Here is a 25,865-nt window from a genome sequence, read left to right on the forward strand (position 1 = left end):
GCTTCGTGGTGCTCGTGCTCGTGGTTCTAATGCTTCGCCCCGAGGGTCGAGAGAATCTCGGCGTGCAGATCGAGCAGCGGAACGGTGCGCTCCTGGGGCCCGCGCCCGAAACCGCATTCGGTGGCGATGCCCACATGGCGGATTCCGGCGGTGGTGAGCGCCGGTTCTGCGGCCTCGAGCCGCCGGTGGGCGCCGGCCACGCCGTCTTCGTGGTGCACGACCCCCAGGAAGAGGTCGGTCTCGGCGCGCAGATTGAGCGCGGCCAGTGGCACGAAGTAGTCGCTGTCGTCGCGCTCGATAGGCACGGGCAGGTGCACCCAGTCGATGCGACGGGTCACGCCGGTGGTGAGCCCGTTGGCGACGGCGACCAGGTTGGCGGTGTCGGATGGCTCGACGAAATGTTTCTCGGCCACATCCCCGTAGCAGAGGTGGAAGCCCAGCTGAACGCCCGCCGGAACCAGGTTGGCGACGCGTGATGCGGCGACCACGCATCCGGCGATGATGCTGTCGGCATCGGCCCCCGCCTCGGCGAACCAGGGCGTGAGCGGCCCGCCACCCAGGCTGACCTGCTCGATGAAGGCGAATTCGGTGGCGAGGTCGAATTGGATTGCGAGGTCGTCGGCCGGGATGGCCGCCGTGATCTGCTCGATCTCGCGCGCCAACGCAGCCTCGTAGGCGGGATAGAGCGCGGGCTGTGCGGATGGCACGGCAAACGTGGTGAGCGGCGCGAGAGGTGTCGGCAGGCTCACCTGGAAACGCGTGCCGGGCAGGATTTCGCCCCTCTCGCGCAAGGCGCTGAAGGCGGCGTAGCTGTTGAGAGCGGCGTCGGCGTATCCCAATGGGCCGAACTCGATGCCGTCGGGGTCGACGCCCTCGTCGATGTCGACGGGGCGCAGATCGAACCCGGCCACCAGGAACGGGTCGGCACCCACGCGGTGAAGACCGGAGGTTTGTTCGAATCTGGTGCCCTGAAAAAGGATCCAGTGGAAGCGCTCGCCGACCTCGCCGTCTGGCAGGCGCGCGGCGTGCGCACCGAGCCTTTCGGACACGGTGCGGAAGGTCGTCTCGGCATCGGGCAGGTTGATGGAACCGACCAGATGCACGCCGTTCAGGTGGGGTACGCTCACGCTTTCCAGCCTACCGCCGACCACCGACGACGGACCATGGAGCGATTCGCCGGGCACGCGTTTTCAGCACTGTCGCAAAAAGCGGTTTTTGGCAACGGGTCGGTCTCGATTGCCGCGTTTTCCGCGGCCGACGGGTGCGTTCTGTCACACTGATGCCGGGGGAGGAAGAGCGTATGCGTCAGTTTGTCAAGGTCGTTTCGACGGCCGTCGTGGGTGCCGTCATCGGTGTGTCCGTGATCGGATGCTCGAGCGAGAGTTCGTTCGAGTACTTCACGTCGAAGACGCAGGCCGTTGCCTTCATTGAGTCTGGCAAACTTCCCGAACAGCTGCCAGACAATGCGCGCGACATCCGTGTGCTGGCCAATTCGCGCGTGCACGTTGCGACGTGGCACGGGGACCTGATCGCCGACCCCTCCTGCGTGCCGGCTGACGCGCAGCCTCCCAAGGGCAACCGTGTCGTGATCGAGTCGCAGACCATCACCGAGGTCTCGGAATGCTCTTTCGGGTTCCAGGGGCGTGACGGCGGCTCGATCTATTGGTGGCTCGCCGAATAATCGGCCTGCGCCCAGCGGGTGACCGGCCCGCCTCCTCCTGATAGCGGCCCGCCGGTGAGTAACCAGCTTGCCTGCGCGGTTCGGGATGCTTGCACCCGGGAATCTTTCGGGCGCTACCGTCGTGCCCCGGCGCGACACGCCGTAAACGGTAAAACTTTTTGCTCTCACGTTGACTTCTTCGAACACATGTTCGAACATTTAACCCATGAGCCCTGCCGTCGCGTCATCCGGTTCGGCCGCCGAGAAGGTGGCCGAGCTTCAGGCGCGCATCCGGGGCATGCAACGAACACGAGTAGATTCGCACGGACTACCGACAGCGCCCGAGATCGCCAGCCTCCTGGGCGGGCCGTTGCGGGCGGGCAGCGCCTATTCGGTTCCCGATTCGGTGGCGCTCGCCACGGCCATGATGGCGGCACCGAGTGCTGCCGGGGTGTGGTGCGCCGTCGTCGGCATGCCCTCGTTCGGTGTCGAGGCGGCAGCGGCCGCGGGGGTCGATCTCGAGCGGCTCGTGTTCGTGCCCGACCCGGGCGATCAGTGGCTCACCGTCACGGCCGCCGTCGCCGATGTCGTCGGTGTCGTGGTCGCCGTTCCGCCTGCCCGGGTGGCTCCCGCCGAGGTGTCGCGTCTGGGGGCGCGCCTGCGAGGCAAGGGGTCCACCCTCATCGCCCTCGGCGACTGGCCGCAGTCCGAGGCCACCCTGCGCGTCTCGGGCAGCGAGTGGGTGGGGCTCGACGCCGGCAGCGGGCATCTGCAGGCGCGCCGGGTCACGGTCACGGTCAATGCCCGCGCCGGGGCCGGTCGGCCGCGCTCCGCTTCGCTGTTCCTCCCCGACGCCGACGGGCGCCTGCGCCGGGCCGAGCGTGTGCCCGCGGCCTGGCAGACGCCGGCGGTTGTGCCGCCGCGCGAGCAACGACCCGAGACAACCGAGTCGCACGAGCTGCATGATCCCCAGGTCGCGCCGTTGCGCGCGCTCGTCTCATGACAACCGCGAGCGCGCCCGCCCCCACGAGAACGCTGGTCGTGTGGTGTCCCGACTGGCCCATCGCCGCGTGGTGCCGCGAGATGGGCGCGGGGGCGCTGTCGAGCGAGGGCAGCATGATCGCCCTCGTCGAGCGCGGGGAGGTGTTCGCGTGCTCGCTGCCGGCGCGCGCGGCCGGCGTGCGCCGCGGTCTCCGCGTGCGCGAGGCGCAATCGCGGTGCTCAGAGCTCATCGTCGAGAACTACGATCCGGCCATCGATGCGCGGGCCTTCGAGCCGATCATCCTCGCGCTCGAAGAGGTCGTGCCGGGCATCCAGGTCTTGCGCCCGGGCATGTGCGCCATCCGCGCCCAGGGCCCCAGTCGTTATTACGGGGGTGAGCAGAGCGCCGGTGAGCTGCTCATCGACACCCTCGCGCGGTTCGGCATCCACGATGCGCGCATCGGCATCGCCGACGGCATCTTCGCGGCCGAACAGGCCGCACGTGTGCCGGGCACCGAGATGGTGCGCATCGTCCCCGCCGGGCGGTCGGCAGAATTTCTGGCCGGTTTGCCCGTCGAGCTGCTGGGGCGGGCCGAGCTCAACCCGCTGCTGCATCAGCTCGGGGTGCACACCCTCGCGCAGTTCGCGGCGCTCGACCCGGTCAGCGTGCGCGATCGGTTCGGCGAAGACGGGGCTTTCTGCCACCGGCTGGCGGCGGGGCTCGACGGGCGAGACGTCACGGCGCGTGTGCCCCCGCCGCAACTCGACTGCCGCGTCGAATTCGAGACCCCGCTCGACCGCGTCGACCAGGTGGCGTTCGGGTTCCGGCAGACGGCCGAGCGGTTCGTCGCGACCATTGCACAGGCCAGACTCGTCGCCACGGCCATCAGGGTGGAGGTGCACACCGACGACGGTCGGCGCACAGGTCGCACGTGGCTGCATCCGCGCTGGTTCACGGCATCCGATGTGCTCGACCGCGTGCGTTGGCAGTTGCAGGGCGGGCACGGCATCGACGCGGGTCTCGCGGCGCCCGTCGTGAGCGTCTCGGTGTCGCCCGAGAGCGTCGACCGCGCGCTCAACCACGAAGACGGGCTGTGGGGAGGCGGCCCCGACGAGAGCATCCACCACGGCTTCTCGCGCGTGCAGAGCATGCTCGGGCACGAGGGGGTCGTCACGGCCGTGCTCACGGGCGGCCGCTTGCTCAGCTCGCGGTCGGTTCTCGTGCCGTGGGGCGACCTGCCCCCCGGGGGCGAGAAAGAGCTGGCCAGGCGGCGGCAATTGCCGTGGCCGGGCAACGTGCCGGGTCCGCTGCCGTCGACGGTGTTCGAGGCGCCGGTCCCCGCGCTCGTCAGAGACGCGGGCGGGCGGCTCGTCGACGTCGATGGCCGAGGCATCCTCACCGGGATGCCGGCGGTTTTCGCGGCGGGCATCGGCGAGCGATCGGGTGGCAGCGGCGAGCATCCCGTCACGTCCTGGTCGGGGCCGTGGCCGCTCTCGGAGCGGTGGTGGGAGGACGGCGCCCGCAGCATCAACCGGTTCCAGCTCGTCGACGCGCTCGGCCGGGCGTGGCTGCTCGTCCTCGCCGAACACGAATGGTGGGCCGAGGCGCTCTACGACTGACCCACTGACTGACCCACTCACTGCCCCACTCGCAGCCCCACAGAAAGGAGTCCCGGATGGGATGGCACAACCCCCCGATTCCCTGGTCCGAGTTCGAGAAGAAACTCACCGACCTCAGCCGCCCCGACACGGTTCCCCACGGGGCTGATGGCGGAGACAGCCCCGGATGGTCGCGCAAACGTCAGCCCTACACGCCCGATGCTGCCGGCATCCCACCCTTCGACGCGTCGCGGCGCGCACCCGTCGTGCCCTATGCCGAGTTGCACGCGCACTCGAACTTCAGCTTCCTCGACGGTGCCTCCGGGCCAGAAGCCCTCGTCGAAGAGGCCGTGCGGCTCGGGCTGCACGCCATCGCGCTCACCGATCACGACGGCCTCTACGGCGCCGTGCGCCTCGCCGAAGCCGCCGAGGCGCATGCGGGCCTCGGCACCATCTTCGGCGCCGAACTCTCGCTCGAACTCACGGCCCCGCAAAACGGTGAACCCGATCCCGAGGGCCACCACCTGCTCGTGCTGGCCCGCCGGCAAGAGGGCTACCATCGGCTCTCGCGCGCCATCACCACGGCGCAACTCGCCGACGGCGCCGAGAAGGGCAGCCCGCGCTACCGGCTCGACGATCTCGCCGACGCGGCAGCAGGCTCCTGGCTCGTGCTCACGGGATGCCGCAAGGGCACCGTGCGCTCGGCCCTGCAGCGCTCCGGTGCCGATGCCGCTCGACTCGAACTGCGGCGGCTCGTCGACCGCTTCGGCCCCGACAACGTGGTCGTCGAGCTCACCGACCACGGCCATCCCACCGACAGTGCGGCCAACGCGGCGCTCGCCGTCCTTGCTGGCGAGCTCCACCTGCCCACGGTCGTCACGGGCAACGTGCACTATGCCGCCCCCGAACAACACCGTCTGGCCGAGGCGCTCGCCGCCGTGCGCGCGCGGCGCAGCCTCGACCAGCTCGATGGATGGCTGCCCGCGACGGGTCGTGCCCACCTGCGTTCCGGCCGCGAGATGTCTCGCCTCTTCGCCCGCTACCCCGACGCCGTCGCGCGCACCGTTGGCTACGCCGACGAACTCGGTTTCCGGCTGAAGAGCGTCAGCCCCGGCCTGCCGAAACAAGAGGTGCCACCCGGTCACACGCCCATGAGCTGGCTGCGGGCCCTCACCTGGGAGGGCGCGGACAAGCTCTACGGCACCCTCACACCCGAGGTGCGCACGCGCATCGAACGCGAACTCGAGGTCATCGAGCAAAAAGACTTCCCGGGCTACTTCCTCATCGTGCACGAACTCGTGCACTTCGCCCGCAACCGCGGCATCCTCTGCCAGGGGCGGGGCTCGGCGGCCAACTCGGCCGTCTGCTATCTGCTCGGCATCACGGCCGTCGACTCCATCTACTACGGCCTGCCCTTCGAGCGTTTCCTGTCGAGCATGCGCGACGAAGAGCCCGATATCGACGTCGATTTCGACTCCGACCGTCGGGAAGAAGTCATCCAACACGTCTATGAGCAATACGGGCGCTTCAACGCGGCGCAGGTGGCCAACGTCATCACCTACCGCCCCAAATTCGCGGTGCGCGATATGGCCAAGGCGCTCGGCCACAGCCCCGGGCAACAGGATGCCTGGTCGAAACAGGTCGAGCGCTGGGGAGCCGTCGCCTCGAGCGAAGACCACGACATCCCCGACGCGGTCGTCGACCTGGCCCAGCAGGTGCTGCGTTTTCCCCGCCACCTCGGCATCCACTCCGGCGGCATGGTGCTCACCGACCGCCCCGTCGGCGAGGTCAGCCCCATCGAACACGGCCGCATGGATGGCCGCACGGTGCTGCAGTGGGATAAAGACGATTGCGCGTGGATGGGTCTCGTCAAATTCGACCTGCTGGGCCTCGGCATCCTCGCCGCCATGCAATACGCCTTCGACCTGGCCGACGAGTTCTGCGGCGAACGCTGGACCTTGGCCACCCTGCCCAAAGAAGAGGCCGCCGTCTACGACCAGCTCTGCTACGCCGACTCGGTGGGGGTCTTCCAGGTCGAATCGCGCGCCCAGATGGGCATGCTCCCGCGCATGCTGCCACGCCGCTTCTACGATCTGGTGATCCAGATCGCCATGGTTCGGCCGGGCCCCATCCAGGGCGGCGCCGTGCACCCTTACATCCGCCGGCGCACCGGGGCCGAAGACATCACCTATCTGCACCCCGCCCTCGAGCCCGTACTCGAACGCACCCTCGGCGTTCCCCTCTTCCAAGAGCAGCTCATGCAGATGGCCATGGTGGTCGGCGGATGCACGGGCGAAGACGCCGATCTGCTGCGGCGGGCCATGGGTTCCAAACGCGGCGAAGAGAAGATCGAGTCGCTCAAGACCAAGCTCTACGCCGGCATGGCAGGCAACGGCATCGTGGGAGAGGACGCCGACGTCGTCTACGGCAAGATCCAAGCCTTCGCCAACTTCGGTTTCGCCGAAAGCCACTCCATCAGCTTCGGCCTCATCGTCTACGCCAGCGCGTGGATGCGGTTGCACTACCCGGCTGCATTCCTCGCCGCCCTGTTACGGGCGCAACCCATGGGCTTCTACTCGCCGCAGAGCCTCGTGGCCGATGCCCGCCGCCACGGTGTGATCACGCACCGCCCCGACATCCAACGGTCAGAGGCGCACGCCACGCTCGAGCCGCTCGACCCCGACGACGACCGGCCCGCGGGTGCGACGGGACTCGACGCCTGCTGCGACGCCGAACAACCGCCCGTGCCCCCGTTCGACCGTTCGATCCCGTTCGACTCCGCCGTGCACCGCCGCGACGGCCGCTACGCCGTGCGCGAGGGGCTCGCGAGCGTGACCAAGATCGGCTTGGCCAAGGCCACTCAGATCGTGGAAGAACGTCGACGTGGTGGACCCTATCGGGACATGCATGATCTGGCGCGCCGGGTCGGACTCACGGCTCCCCAGCTCGAAGCGCTCTCGGCGGCCGGTGCGTTCCAGTCGCTCGGGCTGCAGCGGCGCGAGGCCCTCTGGAAAGCGGAACAAGCCTCGCAGGAACGCCCCAACCAGCTCGCCGGCACCCTCGTCGACGTGCAGCCCCCGCTCTTCGACCTGCTCACCGCCGAAGAAGAAGTCGTCTCCGATCTGTGGTCGACGGGGGTGTCGCCGGACGATCATCCCGTCAGGCACCTGCGCGCCGAGCTCCGGCAGCAGGGCATCCTGTCGGCCGAAGAGCTGCGCAGCGCCGAGAGCGGCAGACGCGTGCGGGTGGCCGGGGTCGTCACGCACCGCCAACGGCCCGCCACGGCATCCGGCATCACCTTCGTCAACCTCGAAGACGAGACCGGCCTGATGAATGTCATCTGCAGTGTCGGGGTGTGGCGGCGCCACCTGCGGGTCGCCCGCGAGGCACCCGCCATGATCGTGCGGGGAATCCTCGAGCGCTCCGACGACGGCATCGTCAACCTCGTCGCCGACGGGCTCGAAAGCCTCAGCCTGAGCGCACGCACGCGGTCGCGAGATTTCCAATGAACCGGCGCTGGCCGAGCGTATCGGCACCCCGCCGTCACGGCTAGAATGCTTGCATGGCTTTCGTTCTCGCAATCATCCTCTTCGTCGGCGGCATGTACCTGTTCGGTCTCGCCATCACGCTCACCAGCTTCCAGGCGCTCGTCTTCTTCGCCGGCATCGTCGCCATCTCGCTCGCGATCGCCATCCCGGTGCACTTCCTCAACAGCCGCTCGGCGCGCTAGAGGCCCCAACACGCTCGCGCGGGCCCGCAGCAACTGCGGCCGCGCTCACAAGGAGGAGACCCGCGGGTCTCCTCCTTCGTCGTTTCTCCGATCGCACTACTGAGACCCCCCGGTACTCCTGGCCCCCTCAGATCGCAACCCCTTGTCCCTCCCTCGGAGCGCCACAGACACTGAGGACATGAAACGAGTCTCGTATGCAGGTGTCTCATTCCTGACGACAGACGGCGTCGCGGACGCGCTTCTTCGTTTCGTGGCTGCGCTGGGCCTGAAACAGAAAGCGGAAACCGTCGAGATTCCGGCTGTCGGCGATCGTGGCGACATGGTGCCCGTGCAACTGGTCATCGGGCCGGCCAGCGAACTGGTCAGCATGCCTGAAACGTCTGACATCGAAGAGCCGGACACGTCGGCCGTCATCTCCAGCCTCAACCGTCGCGCCGACGCCCTGTCACGCCCGCGGGGTGTCGCGTACCACGACCAAACGTGGGGCGAGCGGCAGTTTTACGATGAGGACGGCCTCGAGGCGATGTAGAAGCGGCGGGCGACGGGTGGTTCATCCTGCCCCCGTTTCGGGATGTCATCCATACTGGGATGCACCCTGGCGTTCCCCAGAAGTGGGGTGGACCCCCATTCGGAGGGGATACCCCCCTTGTCCACCAAAAGTAGGACATAAACTGTGGTCATGCCCACTTCATCGATTCAGAGAATCGCGTTCTGGCTGCGCCACGACGCCGGCATGAAATGCGCGCGCTGCCGCAAGCGCGTTCCGCGCCGCGGCATGCTCTGCTGCAGCGACGAATGCTTCGACAGATACATGGCCACGTCGTACTGACGCGCCGCCCCTCGCCCCTCCCACGCGACACCGCACCGGGGCATGAAAAAAGCCGGTTCGGAATATTCATTCTCGACCGGCTGTTTTCGTGGTGGGCCCGGTGGGGCTCGAACCCACGACCCGCGGATTAAAAGTCCGATGCTCTACCAACTGAGCTACAGGCCCAACACGTATTAACTTACCGTGTTCCAGGGAGTGCTTCGAACACAAGAGGGGGACCATGTCAGAAGAATTCCACAAGCCCGTGAAGGTACCGGGCTTCGTGTTCGAGGGCATGCAGGGCGGTGTCGACCCTGCCGTGACGAGCCGCGTCGCCCACGAAACAGCCCACGCGCTTCTCGCCCGCGTGCGCGCCGACCCCGACGGTGAGACCGTCGAACGACTCATCGCCTACACCGACCAGCACGGCATCGACGCCATAGCCGAGCTCTGGTCCCGCGCGCTTCCCCGCACCCTGCCCGGGGTGCTGTGGCGCATCTATCTCCTGCGCTTGATGATCCGCCAGGACCCCACTTCCTCGAGTTTCTACTTCCAGCGCGGCACCGAGGTCATCGACTCGATCGATCCCGTCGTCGCGGGCGCCTCCATGCCGACGGGCCCCGACGAGATCACGATCCTCGCCGACGAGATCCTGCGTGGCGTCTACACGGGCGACTTCGCGGTCGCACTCGAGCGCGCGGCCGCCTTCTGTCGCGTGTCTTCGGCGGGGTGCACGAGCGTCGCGGATGATTCCGAGCCCACCGAGCCCGAACGCGCGACGATTCTCACCACGCGTGCGTCACGCCTATCGCACCTCGCCTCCGATCTCGCCAGCGGTGCGAAGCTCTGGCGCTCGGAATCGCTCGACTGACGAGCCGCGCTGGGAACCGGACGCGTCTGCCGACCGGCGAGCCGTGCCGGGAAGCGCGGCGCCGCGCCGCGCCCGTCGCCCGACTGTCAAGCGTCCACGGCGTGGCTCTCGCTCACCGCGAACACCGCTCCGACCCCGCCGGATTTTGTTAGAGTTGTTTCTCGCCGGGCCGCAGTAACCCCGGGCTCCAATATTCGCCGCTCTGAGCGGCCTCGCGCCGAGAGGCGTTCTGCGGCCCGGCATTTTTTGTGCGCTGAGCATTTTTGTACGCGGAGCGACCGCGAAACGATCCGCAGAACGAACTGCGTGTGATCCGCCGGTCTGACTGCGCGCCCCCGCCGGACGATTCCCAGCCGGTCTCGGAAATTTCCCAGATCCGACCAATCCGATCCGCTCCAGGCACCGAACCCCTTGTATGACCCGATCGAAGCAGGTAAAGCGAGTGACCGACGCAGCCCGCGTCGCACTCCGTCGATCGGTCACGAGCCCCCATCCGTGTGCGCGCCGCGTGAACGGTGTTCCACCGTCGCTGGTCGACGTTACGGAGGGAGTCGCCTGAGGATTCGTTCTCAGCGCGACAGCATCGGGGGTGATTGTCCCTCACCCCCCAAGGTGGGGAGCGGTACCTGGCGGAGCTGCTCCCCACCGCCTGTCGATGTGCGGAAGGAGGTTGGACCTGAGATGCTAGACCTTGTGGCCCCACCTTCAGAGTCTGACGAGAGTTTCGATCTCGTCTCACGTTCTTCCGCGGAAGAGCTGCTTGCTCGGGTGGCGCGCGGCGATCAGGCCGCGTTCTCCGAGCTGTACGACATGCTCGCCCCACGTGTGCTGGGTTTGATCCGGCGCGTGCTCATCGACAACGCCCAATCCGAAGAGGTTGCCCAAGAGGTTTTCTTGGAGATCTGGCAGACGGCGACGCGGTACGAAGAAGGACGGGGTGCTGCGACATCCTGGATGATGACGATTGCTCACCGCCGCGCCATCGATCGGGTTCGGGCCTCACAGGCCGGACGCGACCGGGACGTGAAGATCGGCATCCGCGACATCGACACCGCGTACGACCAGGTCGCCGAACAGGCGGAGATCAGTATCGAACATGCAAAAGTGAAGACGGCTTTGACCCGTCTCACCGAACTCCAACGCCAAGCGGTCACGCTGGCGTACTACGGGGGATACAGCCAGAGCGAAGTGGCTGAGATCCTCAGCGTGCCGCTCGGCACCGTCAAGACCCGTTTACGCGACGGGATGATCCGACTACGAGATGAATTGGGGGTGGCCTCATGACCGACAACGACAACGACCTTTCCCTCCTGGCAGGGGCCTACGCCCTCGGCGCCCTGAACGCCGATGACGCACACCGCTACGAGCAGTACCTCGCCCAGCGTGAAGAAGCGCGCACCGAGGCCACACAGCTCGAAGACACCGCGGCCCGCCTGGGTCTCGCCTCCCTCGAGGTGCAGCCCACGCCCGCGCTGAAGTCCAACCTGATGGCGCTCATCGCCGTCACGCCGCAGCTTCCCGCCGTCGCTCCCGAAGACGCGCCGGCCGACGGTTCTGCCCAGCAGATCTCCCCGGCGACGCAGAAGCGCGAGAGCGACGGTTCGGCGGTGACGCCCCAAGCTGCCCAGACATCGGATGCCGCAGCCACCGGCTCGGCGCCCGACGATGTCGCGATCGCTCCCGTCCGTCCGCTGCACGCTGCCGGTTCGCCGCAGTCCGCGCCGGAGGGTCGCTCGACCTCCACTCAGGCCGCCGGGCAGTCGGGAGCATCGGGCTCGACCGCGTCGCGTCCCACCGCCGCACGGCCCGCCTCGTCCGCACAGTCGAAGGCGCAGGCGCGCTGGTTCCAGAAGCCCGTCGCGTTCCTCGCGGCAGCGGCCGCCGTCGTCGCCGTCTTCCTCGGCGCCAGCTCCCTCACGGGCATGCTCAACAACGGCAACCAGGTCCAGCAGGCCCTGGCTCTCGCATCCATAAACGCCCAACCCGACGTGCAGCGCTCGACGGTGCCGTTGACAGCCAATGACGACGGCGGCGAGTCGTCGACCGCCACGCTTGTCTGGTCCGAGAACATCGGCCAGTCGGTGTTGCTCGTCAATGGACTCGAGCAGTTGCCCGACGACAAGGTCTACGAGCTCTGGTACATCGACGGCGAGGGTTCGCCGATCTCGGCGGGTCTCTTCACCATCCCCGACTCCGGCCACACCTACTCGGTGCTCGACGGCGAGATGACGGCCGGTGCAACGGTCGGCGTAACGGTCGAACCGGCGGGCGGCTCGAAGCAGCCGACCACTCAACCCGTGATCGCGATCCCCACGGCCTAGCCGTCACCGCGTTCCAGCGACGAACGCACGCACATACGCACACACGCTCTGAGAATGCCGCTTCCCCTCCGGGAGGCGGCATTTCTCGTTCGCGGCTGCGCATCCCTTCGTGCCGAACGGCGCGTGGCACGAGCGGCGTGATCAGTGGCCGTGCTGCTGGCACGGCCACGAACGACGGATGCCGCCGACCCACAGGGGGACGACGGCATCCGCTCAGCGCGAGTCGAGGGTTTATCCGAAGCGACCCGACACGTAGTCTTCGGTCGCCTGCACGGACGGCTGCGTGAAGATGGTGTTGGTGTCGTCGTATTCGATGAGCTTGCCGGGCTTGCCCGTTCCGGCGATGTTGAAGAAGGCGGTGCGGTCCGAGACGCGCGAGGCCTGCTGCATGTTGTGGGTCACGATGACGATCGTGTACTCGTTCTTGAGCTGCTCGATGAGGTCCTCGATGGCGAGGGTCGAGATCGGGTCGAGAGCCGAGCAGGGCTCGTCCATCAGCAGCACGTCGGGCTGCACGGCGATGGCGCGGGCGATGCAGAGACGCTGCTGCTGTCCGCCCGAGAGGCCGGAGCCGGGCTTCTCGAGGCGGTCCTTGACCTCGTTCCACAGGTTGGCGCCCTGCAGCGAACGCTCCACCACGTCGTCGGCGTCGGAACGCGACATCTTGCGGTTGTTGAGCTTCACGCCGGCGAGCACGTTGTCGCGGATGGACATCGTGGGGAACGGGTTGGGGCGCTGGAACACCATGCCGACCTGGCGGCGCACGAGCACGGGGTCGACGCCCGGGCCGTAGAGGTTGTCGCCGTCGATGAGCACTTCGCCTTCGACGCGGGCGCCCGGGATGACTTCGTGCATGCGGTTGAGCGTGCGCAGGAACGTGGACTTGCCGCATCCGGACGGGCCGATGAAGGCCGTGACGGTGCGCGGTTCGATGGTCAGGCCCACGCCTTCGACGGCGAGGAAGTTGGAGTAGTAGACGTTGAGGTCTTTGACTTCGATGCGCTTAGACACGGGGCTCGTTTCTTCGGGTTCGGTTCGAGGAGTCTGTGGATTGCGGAATGGTCGGGTGGCCGGTCAGCGGGCGATCTTCGGCGAGAAGATCTTGGCCACGAGGCGCGCGATGAGGTTCAGCGCCATGACGATGAGGATCAGGGCGAGCGCACCGGTCCAGGCGCGGTCGGTGTATGCCTGGGCATCGACGCCCTGAATGGCGTACTGGTTGTACACGAACACCGGCAGCGTCATCATGCGGCCGTCGAAGAGGTCGTAGTTCATGCTCTGCGTGTAGCCGGCGATGAGCAGCAGGGGAGCCGTCTCGCCGATGACGCGGGCCACGGCGATCATCGAGCCGGTGATGATTCCGGCCATGGATGTCGGCAGCACGACTTTGATGATGGTCAGGTATTTCGGCACACCGAGGGCCAGCGAGGCTTCACGCAACTCGTTGGGCACGAGCTTCAGCATCTCTTCGGTGGAGCGCACGACCACGGGGATCATGAGTACCGACAGCGCGATGGCGCCACCGATGCCGAGGCGGATGCCGGGGCCGAGGAAGAGCGAGAGCAGCGCGTAGGCGAACAGGCCGGCGACGATCGACGGAATGCCCGTCATGACGTCCACGAGGAACGTGATGCCGCGGGCCAGGGCGCCGCGACCGTACTCGACGAGGTAGATGGCCGTCAGGATGCCGATGGGGATCGAGATGATCGCCGTGGCGAGTGTGATGAGCAGCGTGCCCGTAATGGCGTGCAGCGCGCCACCGCCGGCGCCGACGACGTTGCGCATCGACTCGGTGAAGAACGGCAGGTCGAAGCGCGCGGCACCGTTGATGGCGGTGGTGACGGCCACGGAGATCAGCGGGATGAGCGCCAGTAGGAACGCCGAGACGACCAGGATGGTGACGAGGCGGTCTTTGGCCTTACGCGACCCCTCGATGGCGAGGGAGAGCACGTAGAGGGCGATTCCGTAGACGATCACGCCGACGACGACGATGCCGGCGACGTTCGGGGCGCCCATGAGGATGAAGACGAGGGCGACAACGGCGAGAGCTCCGAGGAGCACGTACAGCGGCACCATCTTCGGCAGTTTGCCCGCCGTCAGGGTGGAGGGAAGTGACGTTCCGGTGGTGGCAACCATTAGTTCGCTCCCGAGAAGGCCTTGCGGCGGTCGACGATGGCGCGTGCGATGAAGTTCACGCCGAAGGTGATGACGAAGAGGATGAGGCCGGTCGCGATCAGGACGCTGACGTCGAGGCCGTGCGACTCGGGGAAGTTGAGCGCGATGTTGGCCGCGATCGTGTTGGTGTTCTGCGACTGCGTCAGCGCCCACGTGATGAAGGCGCCGGGGGAGAGGATCATGGCGACGGCCATGGTCTCGCCGAGCGCGCGTCCGAGGCCGAGCATGGAGGCCGAGACGATTCCCGGGCGGCCGAACGGCAGAACGGCGATGCGGATCATCTCCCAGCGCGTGGCGCCGAGGGCCAGGGCGGCCTCCTCGTGCAGCTTAGGGGTCTGCAGGAAGATCTCGCGGGAGAGTGCCGTGATGATGGGGAGCACCATGACGGCGAGCACGATGCCGACGGTCAGAACGGTGCGGCCGGTGCCCGAGACGGGCGCCGCGAAGAAGGGCAGCCAGCCTAAGTTGTCGGTGAGCCAGGAGTAGATGGGCTGCACGGCCGGCGCGAGCACCGAGATGCCCCACAGGCCGTAGACCACGCTGGGGACGGCCGCGAGCAGGTCGACGACGTAGCCGAGGCTCTGGGCGAGGCGGCGCGGCGCGTAGTGCGTGATGAAGAGGGCGACACCGATGGAGAGCGGCACGGCGATCAGCAGCGCGATGAAGGCCACCCAGATGGTGCCGAAGACGAGCGGGCCGACGTAGGCCCAGAAGCTCGACGGTGAGCCCTTGATCTTGGCCGGATCTTCGGTGAACGCCGGGATCGACTCGGCGACGAGGAAGATGGCGACGGCGGCGAGGGTGACGAGGATGAGGATGCCGGCGGTCAGCGTGCTGCCGCGGAAGAGGCGGTCACCGGTGCGCACAACGGGTGCGTCCTTCTTCCGGTCGAGCGTCGGTGTCGTCATCTGCAGGTGACCTCACGTTGGTGTCGGGTGGGTGGTGCGGGGATCGCGCGGTGTTTCGGAGATATCGGGTGAAGCGGGTGGAGCGGGTGGAGCGGGTGAAGCGAGCGGTTCGGATGCGGCCCCGCGGTGTTCGGGGCCGGAAACGCCTGTGTGCTCCCCTCGTGTGCCGGTGTGGCAGACGAGGGGAGCACAGGGGGTGTTACTTGATGCTGTCGATGGCCGAGGTGACCTTCTCGGTCAGGTCGGAGGACAGGGGAGCCGAGCCGGCGGAGTCGGCGGCGACCTTCTGGCCTTCTTCGCTCGTGATGTAGCCGAGGTAGGCCTTCACGAGTGCGGCCTGGTCGGCGTCTTCGTAGCTGTCGCAAGCGATGGCGTAGGAGACGAGAACCAGCGGGTAGTGGGTCGGGTCGGTGGTCTCGCGGTCGAGGGCGATCGCGATGTCGTTGTCGGCGCGGCCTTCGACGGCGGGCGACTCGGCGACGACGGCGGCTGCGGCCTCGGCCGTGTACTCGACGAACTCTTCGCCGACCTTGATCTTGGCGACACCCAGGTCACCGGCGCGCGAGGCGTCGGCGTAACCGATGGTGCCCGAGCCGTTCTTGACGGCGTCGACGACACCGGTGGTGCCCTGTGCGCCTTCACCCGTGTTGTAGGGGAACGGGTCGGCCGGCTTCTCGGTCCACACGTCGGGGGCCGTCTTGTTGAGGTAGTCGGCGAAGTTCTTGGTGGTTCCCGAGTCGTCCGAGCGGTGGACGGCCGTGATGTTGCCGGCGGGCAGCTTCGCGTCGGGGTTCAGCGCGGCGATGGCCGGGTCGTTCCAGGTGGTGATGTCGCCCTTGAAGATCTTGGCGAGCGTGGTGGAGTCGAGGTTGAGCTCGTCGACGCCCTCGACGTTGAAGATCACGGCGATGGGGGAGATGTAGACGGGGATGTCGATGGCCTTGCTGTCCGTCGCGCAACCGGCGAAGGTGCCGGCGAGTTCGTCGTCGCTCAGGGCGGAGTCGGAACCAGCGAAGGCGGATGCGCCGCTGATGAAGCTTTCGCGGCCGGCGCCGGAGCCCTGGGGGTCGTAGTTGACCGTGACTTCGGGGTTGGCGGTCTGGAATCCGGCGATCCAAGCTTCCTGGGCGCTGCCCTGGCTGCTGGCGCCGATGCCGACGAGTTCGCCGGAGAGGCTGGAGGCGCTGCTGGAGGAGTCCGGAGCGGTGCCGCCTTCGTTCGAGGCGCACGAGGTGAGGGCGATGGTGGCGACCGCGGCGACGGCCGCGATGCGGCCGAGCTTCGAGAGCTTCACGTAGATTCCATTCGTTATGTGTGAGGACGAGCCGGTGCAGGCTCGATGGTCACGCTAAGCGGCTGCTTTAACGAGACTCCCTCAGCCCGGTAAACGGACGGTAAACGACCGGTCAACTTCATCACGGCCCGAACGTCATATTCCGCGTGTTTCCGGGCATCTCGCGTTTCGTGCTGCGAACGATGCTCGCCCGTTCAGACGCGGGGGACGTGCGTTTCGATGGTGACGATGCCCGAAGCGGGGTTGGTGGCGCTCAGGTGCACCACGGAGAAGGCCGCCGTCTCGAGGGCGGCCGCCTCGCTCAGATAGGAGCCGGGAATGCTTCCCGTGGCCAGGGCGATCTCGCGGATGATCTCGGGCAGCACGGGTCCGTGGCTGCAGAGCACGGCCGTCTTGCCGCTGCGCACCCGCTTGCCGACGACGTGGCGCACGTCGCTCGTTCCCTCTTCGTGCGCGCGCTGGCTGATCAACTCGGTGCGTTTGGGCGCAATGCCCGTCGCTGCTGCGAGTGGCGCGATGGTGGTGGCACAACGCACGGCCGTGCTCGTGACGATTCGGCGCACGCCGAACGCGCGCAGGGGTCCGACGATGGACGCGGCCTGTTTGATGCCGCGCGGCGTGAGGCGCCGGTCTTCGTCTGACCCGTCGCTCGCCGCCAGCGGTTCCGCTTTGCCGTGGCGCAGTGCGATGAGCGCGAAGGTTTCGGAGACGCCGTCGTCGAGCAGGCTTTCGAAGGTGCGCACGATTTCGCGATCGTGGTCGTAAGTGAGGTAACTCTTGGCCTTCTTCAGCGTGACCCATTCGAGCGCCGCGACCTCGTGGTTGGGTGCGAACGTGGATCGGCGGATGGCATCGTCCGACACCTGCGCGGCCCAGTAGTGCACGACCTTCTCCCGGCCGCTCCGCAGTGGGTAGCGCGTGATGCCGAGCGGCACGCCGAGGTGCACGGCGAGGCCCGTCTCTTCCTCGATCTCGCGCACGGCTGTCTCGGGCAGGGACTCGCCGGGGTCGACCTTGCCCTTGGGCAGGGTCACGTCGGCGTAAGCGGTGCGGTGGATCAGGAGAACCATCGGTTTGCCGTCGACGTATCGCCAGCACACGGCACCGGCGGCGTAGACGGCGCCCGTCACCGTCGAACCCGCGTGCGACGTTTGCGGCTGGTCTTCAACATGAGCCAATCCTGCAGGTCGGTGAGCGGATCGCCCGCCTCATCGACGCTGTGTCGCGTCCACGTTCCCTCGGATTCAAGGTGCCACGACGATGTTTTGTCGTCGAGGGCCATATCGAAGAGCTGCTCGATCTCGCTGAGGTGGCCGGGGTCGGTCAGACGCACGAGGGCTTCGACGCGGCGGTCGAGGTTGCGGTGCATCATGTCTGCGCTGCCGATGAATACTTGCGGGTCTCCGTCGTTGTGGAACGAGAAGATGCGCGAGTGCTCGAGGTAGCGACCGAGGATCGAGCGCACGCGGATGGTCTCGCTCAGCCCCTCTTGACCCGGCTTGAGGCTGCAGATGCCGCGCACCCAGATGTCGATCGGAACGCCAGCCTGGCTGGCGCGGTAAAGACCGTCGATGATGGCCTCGTCGACGATCGAGTTCATCTTGATACGGATGCCGCTGGGCTTGCCGGCCTCGGCGTTGTGACGCTCCTGCTCGATGCGCTTGAGCAGACCCTTGCGCAGGTGCAGCGGCGCGACGAGGAGACGCTTGAACTTCTTCTCGATGGCATAGCCGCTCAGCTCGTTGAACAGGCGCGTGAGGTCTTTGCCCACCTGGTCGTCGGCGGTGAACAGGCCCAAGTCCTCATAGATGCGGCTGGTCTTGGGGTTGTAGTTGCCCGTTCCGATGTGGCTGTAGTGCCGCAGACGTCCGTTCTCCTGGCGGATAACGAGCGCGAGCTTGCAGTGTGTCTTCAAGCCGACGAGACCGTAGACCACGTGCACGCCGGCCTTCTCGAGCTTGCGCGCCCACGAGATATTCGCCTGCTCGTCGAAGCGGGCCTTGATCTCGACGAGGGCCAAGACCTGTTTTCCGGCTTCGGCCGCGTCGATGAGTGCCTCGACGATGGGGGAATCACCCGACGTGCGATAGAGCGTCTGTTTGATGGCGAGCACGTTGGGGTCGGCGGCCGCCTGCTCGAGGAATGCCTGCACGCTCGTGGCGAAGGACTCGTAGGGGTGGTGCACGAGCACGTCGCGCTCGGAGATGGCCTGGAAGATGTCGGCCTTGCCGTTGGGCTCGGAGGGCTGCAGCTGCAGTGCCGTGGTGGGCAGCCGCTTGGGGTAGCGCAGCTTCGGCCGGTCGAGGTCGGAGAACGAGAAGAGGCCGCCGAGGTCGAGAGGAGCCGGCAGGCGGTAGACCTCTTGTTCGGTGATGTCGAGTTCGCGGACGAGCAGGCCGAGCGTGACGTCATCCATGTCTTCGGTGATCTCGAGACGGATGGGCGGGCCGAAGCGGCGGCGCAAGAGCTCTTTCTCGAGCGCCTGGATGAGGTTTTCGCTCTCGTCTTCTTCGATCTCGACGTCTTCGTTGCGGGTGACTCGGAACACGTGGTGCTCGAGCACCTCCATGCCCGGGAAGAGGTCGCCGAGGTGGTTGGCGATCAGGTCTTCGAGAGCGATGAACCGGATGGCGCCGGAACCGGCCACCAGCTCGACGGGCACGAAGCGCGGCAGCATCTGCGGCACCTTGAGGCGCGCGAACTCTTGGCGGCCCGAGCGCGAGTTGCGCACGCGCACCGATAGGTTGAGCGACAGGCCCGAGATGTAGGGGAAGGGGTGTGCCGGGTCGACCGCGAGCGGCATGAGCACCGGGAACACCTGCTGCTGGAAGTACTCGGTGAGGCGGCCGCGGTCGCTCTCGTCGAGGCTCGACCAGTCGACGATCGTGATGCCGGCGTCGGCCAGGGCCGGGCGCACCAGGTTTTCCCAGGCGGCGGCGTGACGGTTTTGCAGGTCGTGCGCGGTGCCCGAGATGTCGCCCAGGATGTCGGATGGTGCGCGCCCGACGTTGCTGGCAACGGCGAGCCCCGTGAGGATGCGGCGCTTGAGCCCGGCCACGCGCACCATGAAGAACTCGTCGAGGTTGGTGGCGAAGATGGCCAGGAAGTTGGTGCGCTCGAGCACGGGGATCGTCTCGTCTTCGGCCAGCTCGAGCACGCGCTGGTTGAACGCGAGCCAGCTGATCTCGCGGTCGAGGTAGCGGCCCTCGGGCAGCGCCGGGTCGTCGGTCTCGATTGCTTCGTCGAAGTCGTCGTCGTCGCCGAGACCCGCGTCGTTCACTACGTCTATTGCTGCCATCTGAACATCATTGCACCGCGCGCACTCGGCTCGCGACGGTACCGGTGAACGGAGGATTAAACCTGTGCAGAACTCGCCTGTGCAGAACTTTTGCGACGGTACTGTACGTCGATCGTGTGGTCGGCGAAACCGACAGAGCGGTAGAGGCGCACGGCGGGCTCGTTGTCGGCCTCGACGTAGAGCGCCGCGGTCGATACCCCGCGCTCACGCAGCCGCGCCAGTCCGGCGTTCGTCAACGTGCGACCGAGGCCACGGCCGGCAGCGTCGGGCGAGACGCCCAGCACATAGATCTCGCCCAGGTCATCCTCGACCTTGAGCCAGTTGTAGCCGATCAGCTCGCCCCGCTCGTCGACGGCCAGCAGGAAGTCGCCGGCGTCGAACCAGTCTTCGTCCTGGCGCGCGGCCAGATCGGCGACGGTCATCTTTCCCTGTTCGGGATGGTGAGCGAAGATGCGTGCGTTGAGGGCGACCCAGGCGTCGGCATCTGTGCCTGCGTCGAACGAGCGGATGGTCACGCCACCGGTGCCCGCTCGGGAAACAGGCGCAGCAGCATCCCCCTCGGCCAACGGCATGCGCAGCTGCAGCAAGGTGCGTACGCGATCGAACCCGTGCGATTCCGCCAGGGCGCGGGCGGCGGGATGATCGCCATGCGACCACGCGGTCAGGTGTGGCGAGGCGCTTCCCAGCAGTCCCGTCAGAGCGGCGCCGCCGAATCCGACGCCCCGCCACTCGGGGTCGAGCACCAGATCGAGCTCGCCCTGCCCCAGGATGGCCGCGCCGATGATGGTGTCGCCGGGCTCGTCGTCACTCGGTTCGACGATCGCGATCAACGTGCGGCTGCCCGCACGCACGTCCACCAGAGCCTGATCGTTGAACGGCGGCTGCCCGTCGACGGCCTCGGCCCGGCGCACGATGCGCCAGAACACGTCGGCCACACCGGCGTCGGACAGGTTATGAACGCGCAGCGTCAGTCGGCGCATCGTCTTCCTCGTACACGTTGAAGCGGTATCCGACGTTGCGCACGGTGCCGATCAGCTGTTCGAGATCGCCGAGCTTGGCACGCAGACGCCGCACGTGCACGTCGACCGTGCGGGTGCCGCCGAAGTAGTCGTAGCCCCACACCTCGCTGAGCAGCTGCTCGCGCGTGAACACGCGGGACGGATGCGTGGCGAAGAAGCGCAGCAGCTCGAACTCCTTGAAGGTCAGATCGAGCGGTTTGCCCTGCACCTTCGCCGAGTAGCTGGCTTCGTCGATGACGACACCCGAGGTCTGGATTTTGGTGGCGGTGTGCTCCTGCGCCTGGCGGCCGATGGCCAGGCGAATGCGTGCGTCGACCTCTGCGGGACCGGCGGAGTCGAGGATGACATCATCCGCACCCCAGTCGGCGCTCACGGCCGTGAGCCCACCCTCGGTGAGAATGAGGAGAAGGGGGACGCCGATGCCCGTGGTCGTCAGGATCTTGCACAGCGACTTGGCGCCGGCCAGGTCACGCCGCGCATCGACCATGATGATGTCGGCGTTCGGCGCATTGACCAGCTGGGCCGGTTCGGCGGGTATTTGGCGCACTCGGTGACTCAGAAGCCCCAACGACGGCAATACGTCGTGGTTGACCTGAGAGGTCAGGATCAACAGTTGCGCCACGCGGGTTCCTCCAGTGATAGCTGTATGTATCTTAGCGACACGCGCGGGGCGCACCGATCCGAGGGCAGCTCAGGCCTTTTGCTCATCCCTCGAGCGTCGTGAATGCCCTTTTGCGGCGGCCTATCGGCTGCAACCAGCTCGCGACTCCGGCAAGATGGATGCATGAGCGACGTCACCCTCACCCCGAAACGCGCCTGGCGCGGAATCGCCAGCGTGTGGGTTGCTGCCGTCGTGCTCGCGATCGCGGTCGGAGTCCTCGTCGAGCCGGCCCTGCGGTTCTCCTGGTTGGCGTTGGCGCTCGCCGCATGCGCGCTGCTCACCTTCGGCATCCAGCTGGGCACGACCGAGAAGACCGGTTTCATCGCGCGCGTGTCGGCCAGCGTGGCTGGGGCCCTCATCATCCTGTCGATCGCGGCAGGCATCTTCACGCTCCTCTTCATCTAGCCGGCCTCGTCTCGCCGGGTCGCTTTTCGCTGCGACCCATCTGGCGGTGTCGGATGCCTCGGCTAGACTTGTCGCATGCTCGCACTCGAACTCTTCTACGTGGGTCTCCTCGGTCTCGCCAGCCTCGCCATCGGCTGGGTTTCGGTCGTGGTGCTCTACAACCTCTTCCGCGGCCAGCGCTGATCGGAGCCCTCCGCACATGATCGAAATCCCCACCGACCTTCCGGCCGAGCTCGTTCCTCTGTCGTGGTTGATCGGAGTCTGGGAGGGCACCGGCGTCATCGACTACAAGATCGGTGACGAGTCGGTGAGCCGAGAGTTCGGTCAGCGCGTGAGCTTCAGCCACGACGGCCTTCCCTACCTGAACTACAACTCCTACACCTGGTTGCTCGATGACGAGCGCACGCCCCTCGTGGCCGAATCGGGCTATTGGCGCCTCAACCGTGCGCTGGGCGAGGGCGATCCCGGGCCGGCCATGCTGCCGGGCACCGGACCGCGCCCCTTCGCCGACGCCGAGGCCGTCGAATCGCTGCGCAACGACGATGGCGGCTTCGATCTGCAGGTGTCGGTCGTGCACCCCGGTGGCGTCTCCGAGCTATATCTGGGCCAGGTCAAGGGCCCGCGGGTCGACCTGTCGACCGATGCGGTGATGCGCACGGCCGGTGCGAAGGAGTACGCCGCGGCGACCCGCCTCTACGGTCTCGTCGACAACCACCTGCTCTGGGCCTGGGACATCGCCGCGCTCGGACAAGACCTGCGCACGCACGCGTCCGGTCGCCTCGGCAAGGTCGACTAGACCCGATGTCTGACGATCTCGCTCCGGCGGGGGCCCAGCCCGCCGTTCCCGTTTCTGGTTCCGTCGCTCACGGCACCGAAGTGACTCCAGATGCCGCCGAAGCTGCCGAGTCCGGGGCCCTCGAGCCCGACCGCAGCTCTCCGTTCTTCGCGCTCGACGCGGCCGTCCTCCTCGAGGGCGCTGCCGACCAGGGCGTGCCCTCGCACTACGGCAGCCCGACCATCGAGCAGCGCACACTCGAGGCGGGCAACGCCATCGTCGACCTCTCGTCGCGGGGTGTGCTCTCGGTCACAGGCCCCGACCGTCTGTCGTGGCTCAACTCGATCACGAGCCAAGATCTGACGCGGCTGGCCCCCGGCGAAGCCACCGAAACGCTGTTCCTCGACCAGAACGGGCGCGTCGAGCACGCGGCCAAGCTGATCGACGACGGCGTGACGGTCTGGCTGCTCGTCGAGGCATCCGAGGCCGAGCCGGTGCTTTCGTGGCTCACGCGCATGCGTTTCATGCTGCGCGTCGAACCCGAAGACCGCACGGCCGAGTTCGCGACGATCGGCGTCGTCGGTGATCGTTTCCTCGCGGTCAGCGCCGAAGGAAGCCACAACGACATCGCTGAAGACAACGACGAGGCAAGTAATGGCAACGCCTCCAGCTTGCCTATCGCCGACCCCAACGGCGTCCCGCTCATGTGGCGCGACCCGTGGACGGGTGTGACGCGCGGCGGCCACCAATACGCCCACGGCGACCACCCGGGCGAGCGTCTTCCCTGGGCCGAGGTTCTCGTGCCGCGCGCCGCACTCCCCGAGATCGCCGCGCGTTTTCCCGCCGCCGGAAGTCTCGCCGCCGAGGCGCTCCGCATCGCCGCCTGGCGTCCCCGCTTCGCGAGCGAGGTCGACGAGCGCAGCATTCCGCACGAGCTCGACTGGCTGCGTTCCGCCGTTCACCTCAGCAAGGGCTGTTACCGCGGACAAGAGACGGTCGCCAAGGTGCACAACCTCGGGCATCCGCCGCGCCGCCTCGTGCTGTTGCACCTCGACGGGTCCGAATCCGTGCTCCCCGCGCCCGGCTCGATCGTGCGCGCCGAGCGCCAGGGCGAATGGCTCGATGTGGGTGCCGTCACCTCGTCCACCATGCACTACGAGCTCGGCCCCGTCGCACTCGCCGTGATCAAGCGGGGTGTCAAACCGGATGCCCCTCTCGTGGTTTTCGCCGACGACACGAGCATCGCGGCCGCCCAAGAAGTGATCGTCCCCTCCGATGCGGGCGCCGTCGCAGAGATCCCTCGGCTGCCGCGTCTCGGCGCCGTCAAGCGCTGAACGGTCGTCGATGAGCGGGCAGCCGCCGGCGCCCGGGCGCTGGGCACGGTATGTGAATCGTCACGTGCACCTCGATCTGGCCTGGCAGCGCCTGGTTTCCTCACTTCCCGCCGGCATGCAGATCACGGTGGCGGCCGTCGCCGCCTATGCCATCGCCCACTACGGGTTGGGGCATCCGGTTCCGCTGCTCGCCGTCACGGTCACGGTGTCGAGCCTCGGCTTCGTGCGGGACGCCCGCCCCATCCGGGTTCTCGAAACCGCCGTCGGAATGTCGGTCGGCATCGCGCTCGCCGAACTCCTTCTGCTCGGATTCGGGCAGGGGCTCTGGCAGCTGGGCGTCGCCCTGTTCCTCAGCCTCATGGTGGCGCGGTTCCTGTCGGGTTCAGCGGCCTTCGCCATCGCCGCGGGTGTGCAGGCCGTGCTCGTCATGCTGATCGCGGCACCTCCCGGCGGCCCCTTCATCCGCACGGTCGACGGCCTCATCGGTGGCGCCGTCGCCCTGCTGGCCACCGCGCTGATCCCACGTGACCCGCGACGGGTCGCACGTCGTGATGCACGCCGCCTGTTCCACGAGTTCGGGGGAGTGCTCACGAGTCTCGTGTCGGTGCTGCACCTGGCCGACCAGGGCGAAGCCGACCGAGCGCTGGCCAGGGCCCGAGCAACGCAGCCCGTCGTCGACGACTGGCGCGGTTCGCTCGAATCGGCCATCGCCATTGCGCGCATCTCGCCGTTCCTGCGGCGCTACCTCGGGCAACTCGAAAGCCAGCGCACGCTGCAGTCCGGAATGGATCTCGCCACCCGCAACCTGCGCGTCGTCACGCGGCGCGTCGACTACCTGATCGTCGACGGCGAACCCCGCCCGGCCCTCGCCGACCTGCTCTCACGAGTGCTCGTCGGCGTGGCCGTGCTCGGGCAGTCGATCGACGACATCTCGCAGCTGCCGGTCGCGCAGCAGACATTCCGGCAGCTCGCCCGTCACCTCGACCCGTCCGAGGCCATGCCCGGAGCGCCCGTCACCGAGCAGAACATGGTCTTGTTGCTGCGCCCGTTGGTCGTCGACCTGCTGGCCGCCTCCGGTGTGCCCGTCGCCGAGGCGCGCGAACTACTCCCGCCGCTCTGAGCCCGGCCCCGTCCGTCCGTCGGGCTCGTCGCGTCGGGCTGGTCGCGTCGGGCTCGTCGCGTCGGGGTTCAGTCGCGCGGGGCAACTGCGGCCCACGGAACCGTGACCTCGCCGAGCCGCCAGCGCTTCGCACGCCCGAGCACGGGCCACCCGGCATCCCGCAGCCCGGCGACCGTGGCCACCCAGCGCTGCACGGGGCTGTGTACATCGAGCGCGGCGTTGTACTGCCAGAAGCGGTCGAGGTCGACGAGCAGATCGTGCACGCGCTCGCCCTCGACATTGCGGTGGATGAGCGCCTTGGGCAACCGCTCGGCCACGACGGACGGCCGCTCGAGTCCCGGCAGCCGCAGCGAGATCGTGAACGACCGAGGCCCGTCGGCGCCGACATCCACCCAGCTCGAGATGCGGCCGATCTCGTCGCAGGTGCCCTCGACGAGCAGCCCACGAGGTTGCAGGCGAGACGTCATGAGCGCCCAGGCATCCGCCACCTGGCTCTCGTCGTATTGCCGCAGCACATTGAACGCCCGGATGACCGCGGGCCGACGCCCGGCCGGGGTCGGAACCTCGAAGCCGCCCCGTGCGAAAGACACGGCCGCGTCCGACCGGAAGTGGCTCTCACCGCGGTGCACAGCCTCGAGCTGACGGGTTGCCAGGGAGACGCGCGCGGGATCGATCTCGAGCCCCAGCACCTCGACGTCGGGGCGCACCCGGCGCAGGCGATGCTGCAGCTCGAGGCTCGTGCTGGCGCTGTGCCCGTAGCCGAGGTCGACGACGAGCGGGTCCGTGGCATCGAGCAACGCGGGAGCGACCTGCAGATATCGGTCGACGCGACGAAGCCTGTTGGTGTTGGTCGTTCCGCGGGTGATGGTGCCGACGGGCATGACGCTCACCGTGCCGGGCTGGAGC

Annotated in this window: 24 protein-coding genes and 1 tRNA gene; 14 read left to right on the top strand and 11 right to left on the bottom strand. The window is 67.6% G+C overall.

Annotation, left to right across the window (positions count from 1 at the left end):
* Window positions 1–26: 26 nt before the first annotated feature.
* The gene (locus tag ACZ6IE_RS03765; protein WP_464606839.1) at window positions 27–1,127 is read right to left on the bottom strand and encodes a uroporphyrinogen decarboxylase/cobalamine-independent methonine synthase family protein; all 1,101 of its coding nucleotides are present in this window, start codon (window positions 1,125–1,127) and stop codon (window positions 27–29) included.
* 173 nt (window positions 1,128–1,300) lie between these two features.
* Between ACZ6IE_RS03765 and ACZ6IE_RS03770 the strand changes: the two genes are divergently transcribed.
* The 7 genes from ACZ6IE_RS03770 (at window position 1,301) to ACZ6IE_RS03800 (ending at window position 8,799) form a co-directional block, all read left to right on the top strand.
* The gene (locus tag ACZ6IE_RS03770; RefSeq protein WP_464606840.1) at window positions 1,301–1,681 is read left to right on the top strand and encodes a hypothetical protein; all 381 of its coding nucleotides are present in this window, start codon (window positions 1,301–1,303) and stop codon (window positions 1,679–1,681) included.
* A 205-nt stretch (window positions 1,682–1,886) separates the two neighbouring features.
* Window positions 1,887–2,663 (top strand): hypothetical protein, encoded by a 777-nt coding sequence (locus ACZ6IE_RS03775; protein ID WP_464606841.1) that lies wholly within the window; start codon window positions 1,887–1,889, stop codon window positions 2,661–2,663.
* Window positions 2,660–4,261 (top strand): DNA polymerase Y family protein, encoded by a 1,602-nt coding sequence (locus tag ACZ6IE_RS03780; RefSeq protein ID WP_464606842.1) that lies wholly within the window; start codon window positions 2,660–2,662, stop codon window positions 4,259–4,261. The genes ACZ6IE_RS03775 and ACZ6IE_RS03780 overlap by 4 nt, the downstream gene beginning before the upstream one ends.
* A gap of 56 nt (window positions 4,262–4,317) precedes the next feature.
* On the top strand, window positions 4,318–7,749 hold the full coding sequence (locus tag ACZ6IE_RS03785; RefSeq protein ID WP_464606843.1) for an error-prone DNA polymerase: 3,432 nt from the start codon (window positions 4,318–4,320) through the stop codon (window positions 7,747–7,749).
* A 53-nt stretch (window positions 7,750–7,802) separates the two neighbouring features.
* Window positions 7,803–7,970: a hypothetical protein gene (locus ACZ6IE_RS03790; protein WP_179100214.1), complete on the top strand. Its 168-nt coding sequence runs from the start codon at window positions 7,803–7,805 to the stop codon at window positions 7,968–7,970.
* A 178-nt stretch (window positions 7,971–8,148) separates the two neighbouring features.
* Window positions 8,149–8,499: a hypothetical protein gene (locus tag ACZ6IE_RS03795; protein WP_464606844.1), complete on the top strand. Its 351-nt coding sequence runs from the start codon at window positions 8,149–8,151 to the stop codon at window positions 8,497–8,499.
* A gap of 150 nt (window positions 8,500–8,649) precedes the next feature.
* The gene (locus tag ACZ6IE_RS03800) at window positions 8,650–8,799 is read left to right on the top strand and encodes a hypothetical protein (RefSeq protein WP_464606845.1); all 150 of its coding nucleotides are present in this window, start codon (window positions 8,650–8,652) and stop codon (window positions 8,797–8,799) included.
* Window positions 8,800–8,888: 89 nt separating this feature from the next.
* Here the strand turns inward: ACZ6IE_RS03800 and ACZ6IE_RS03805 are convergent.
* Window positions 8,889–8,964, bottom strand: a tRNA-Lys gene (locus ACZ6IE_RS03805).
* Window positions 8,965–9,019: 55 nt separating this feature from the next.
* Between ACZ6IE_RS03805 and ACZ6IE_RS03810 the strand changes: the two genes are divergently transcribed.
* The 3 genes from ACZ6IE_RS03810 (at window position 9,020) to ACZ6IE_RS03820 (ending at window position 11,970) form a co-directional block, all read left to right on the top strand.
* Complete coding sequence (locus ACZ6IE_RS03810; protein ID WP_464606846.1) at window positions 9,020–9,649, top strand: DNA-directed RNA polymerase subunit beta; 630 nt, start codon at window positions 9,020–9,022, stop codon at window positions 9,647–9,649.
* Between the two features lie 681 nt (window positions 9,650–10,330).
* Window positions 10,331–10,933, top strand: a complete 603-nt coding sequence (gene sigK, locus ACZ6IE_RS03815) for an ECF RNA polymerase sigma factor SigK (RefSeq protein WP_464606847.1) — start codon at window positions 10,331–10,333, stop codon at window positions 10,931–10,933.
* Complete coding sequence (locus tag ACZ6IE_RS03820; protein ID WP_464606848.1) at window positions 10,930–11,970, top strand: anti-sigma factor; 1,041 nt, start codon at window positions 10,930–10,932, stop codon at window positions 11,968–11,970. Before sigK ends, ACZ6IE_RS03820 begins: the two co-directional genes overlap by 4 nt.
* A gap of 231 nt (window positions 11,971–12,201) precedes the next feature.
* Here ACZ6IE_RS03820 and pstB read toward each other — a convergent pair whose 3' ends face one another.
* From pstB to ACZ6IE_RS03860, 8 genes are all read right to left on the bottom strand, one after another.
* Window positions 12,202–12,981, bottom strand: a complete 780-nt coding sequence (pstB, locus tag ACZ6IE_RS03825; protein WP_077053749.1) for a phosphate ABC transporter ATP-binding protein PstB — start codon at window positions 12,979–12,981, stop codon at window positions 12,202–12,204.
* A 63-nt stretch (window positions 12,982–13,044) separates the two neighbouring features.
* Window positions 13,045–14,106: a phosphate ABC transporter permease PstA gene (gene pstA, locus ACZ6IE_RS03830; RefSeq protein ID WP_464606849.1), complete on the bottom strand. Its 1,062-nt coding sequence runs from the start codon at window positions 14,104–14,106 to the stop codon at window positions 13,045–13,047.
* The gene (gene pstC / locus ACZ6IE_RS03835) at window positions 14,106–15,053 is read right to left on the bottom strand and encodes a phosphate ABC transporter permease subunit PstC (protein WP_464606850.1); all 948 of its coding nucleotides are present in this window, start codon (window positions 15,051–15,053) and stop codon (window positions 14,106–14,108) included. The genes pstA and pstC overlap by 1 nt, the downstream gene beginning before the upstream one ends.
* A 199-nt stretch (window positions 15,054–15,252) precedes the next feature.
* A complete protein-coding gene (gene pstS / locus ACZ6IE_RS03840; protein ID WP_464606851.1) occupies window positions 15,253–16,347 on the bottom strand; it encodes a phosphate ABC transporter substrate-binding protein PstS in 1,095 nt (364 codons plus the stop codon).
* Between the two features lie 194 nt (window positions 16,348–16,541).
* On the bottom strand, window positions 16,542–17,477 hold the full coding sequence (locus ACZ6IE_RS03845) for an NUDIX hydrolase (protein WP_464606852.1): 936 nt from the start codon (window positions 17,475–17,477) through the stop codon (window positions 16,542–16,544).
* Window positions 17,474–19,645: an RNA degradosome polyphosphate kinase gene (locus ACZ6IE_RS03850; RefSeq protein ID WP_464606853.1), complete on the bottom strand. Its 2,172-nt coding sequence runs from the start codon at window positions 19,643–19,645 to the stop codon at window positions 17,474–17,476. The genes ACZ6IE_RS03845 and ACZ6IE_RS03850 overlap by 4 nt, the downstream gene beginning before the upstream one ends.
* Window positions 19,646–19,701: 56 nt before the next feature.
* Window positions 19,702–20,625, bottom strand: a complete 924-nt coding sequence (mshD, locus tag ACZ6IE_RS03855) for a mycothiol synthase (RefSeq protein WP_464606854.1) — start codon at window positions 20,623–20,625, stop codon at window positions 19,702–19,704.
* Window positions 20,597–21,286 (bottom strand): winged helix-turn-helix transcriptional regulator, encoded by a 690-nt coding sequence (locus ACZ6IE_RS03860; protein ID WP_077054025.1) that lies wholly within the window; start codon window positions 21,284–21,286, stop codon window positions 20,597–20,599. The genes mshD and ACZ6IE_RS03860 overlap by 29 nt, the downstream gene beginning before the upstream one ends.
* Window positions 21,287–21,448: 162 nt before the next feature.
* Between ACZ6IE_RS03860 and ACZ6IE_RS03865 the strand changes: the two genes are divergently transcribed.
* From ACZ6IE_RS03865 to ACZ6IE_RS03880, 4 genes are all read left to right on the top strand, one after another.
* Window positions 21,449–21,730, top strand: coding sequence for a hypothetical protein (locus ACZ6IE_RS03865; RefSeq protein WP_464606855.1), 282 nt, complete (start codon window positions 21,449–21,451; stop codon window positions 21,728–21,730).
* A 199-nt stretch (window positions 21,731–21,929) separates the two neighbouring features.
* A complete protein-coding gene (locus ACZ6IE_RS03870; RefSeq protein ID WP_464606856.1) occupies window positions 21,930–22,526 on the top strand; it encodes a nitrobindin family protein in 597 nt (198 codons plus the stop codon).
* A gap of 5 nt (window positions 22,527–22,531) precedes the next feature.
* Window positions 22,532–23,839 carry a CAF17-like 4Fe-4S cluster assembly/insertion protein YgfZ gene (gene ygfZ / locus ACZ6IE_RS03875; protein WP_464606857.1) on the top strand — a complete coding sequence of 436 codons (1,308 nt, stop codon included), beginning with the start codon at window positions 22,532–22,534 and terminating at the stop codon, window positions 23,837–23,839.
* 10 nt (window positions 23,840–23,849) lie between these two features.
* Window positions 23,850–24,959 (top strand): FUSC family protein, encoded by a 1,110-nt coding sequence (locus ACZ6IE_RS03880; RefSeq protein WP_464606858.1) that lies wholly within the window; start codon window positions 23,850–23,852, stop codon window positions 24,957–24,959.
* A gap of 68 nt (window positions 24,960–25,027) precedes the next feature.
* Here the strand turns inward: ACZ6IE_RS03880 and ACZ6IE_RS03885 are convergent, their stop codons facing one another.
* Window positions 25,028–25,840: a class I SAM-dependent methyltransferase gene (locus tag ACZ6IE_RS03885; protein WP_464606859.1), complete on the bottom strand. Its 813-nt coding sequence runs from the start codon at window positions 25,838–25,840 to the stop codon at window positions 25,028–25,030.
* Window positions 25,841–25,865 lie beyond the last annotated feature (25 nt).

The organism is Okibacterium sp. AC114, assembly GCF_979253355.1.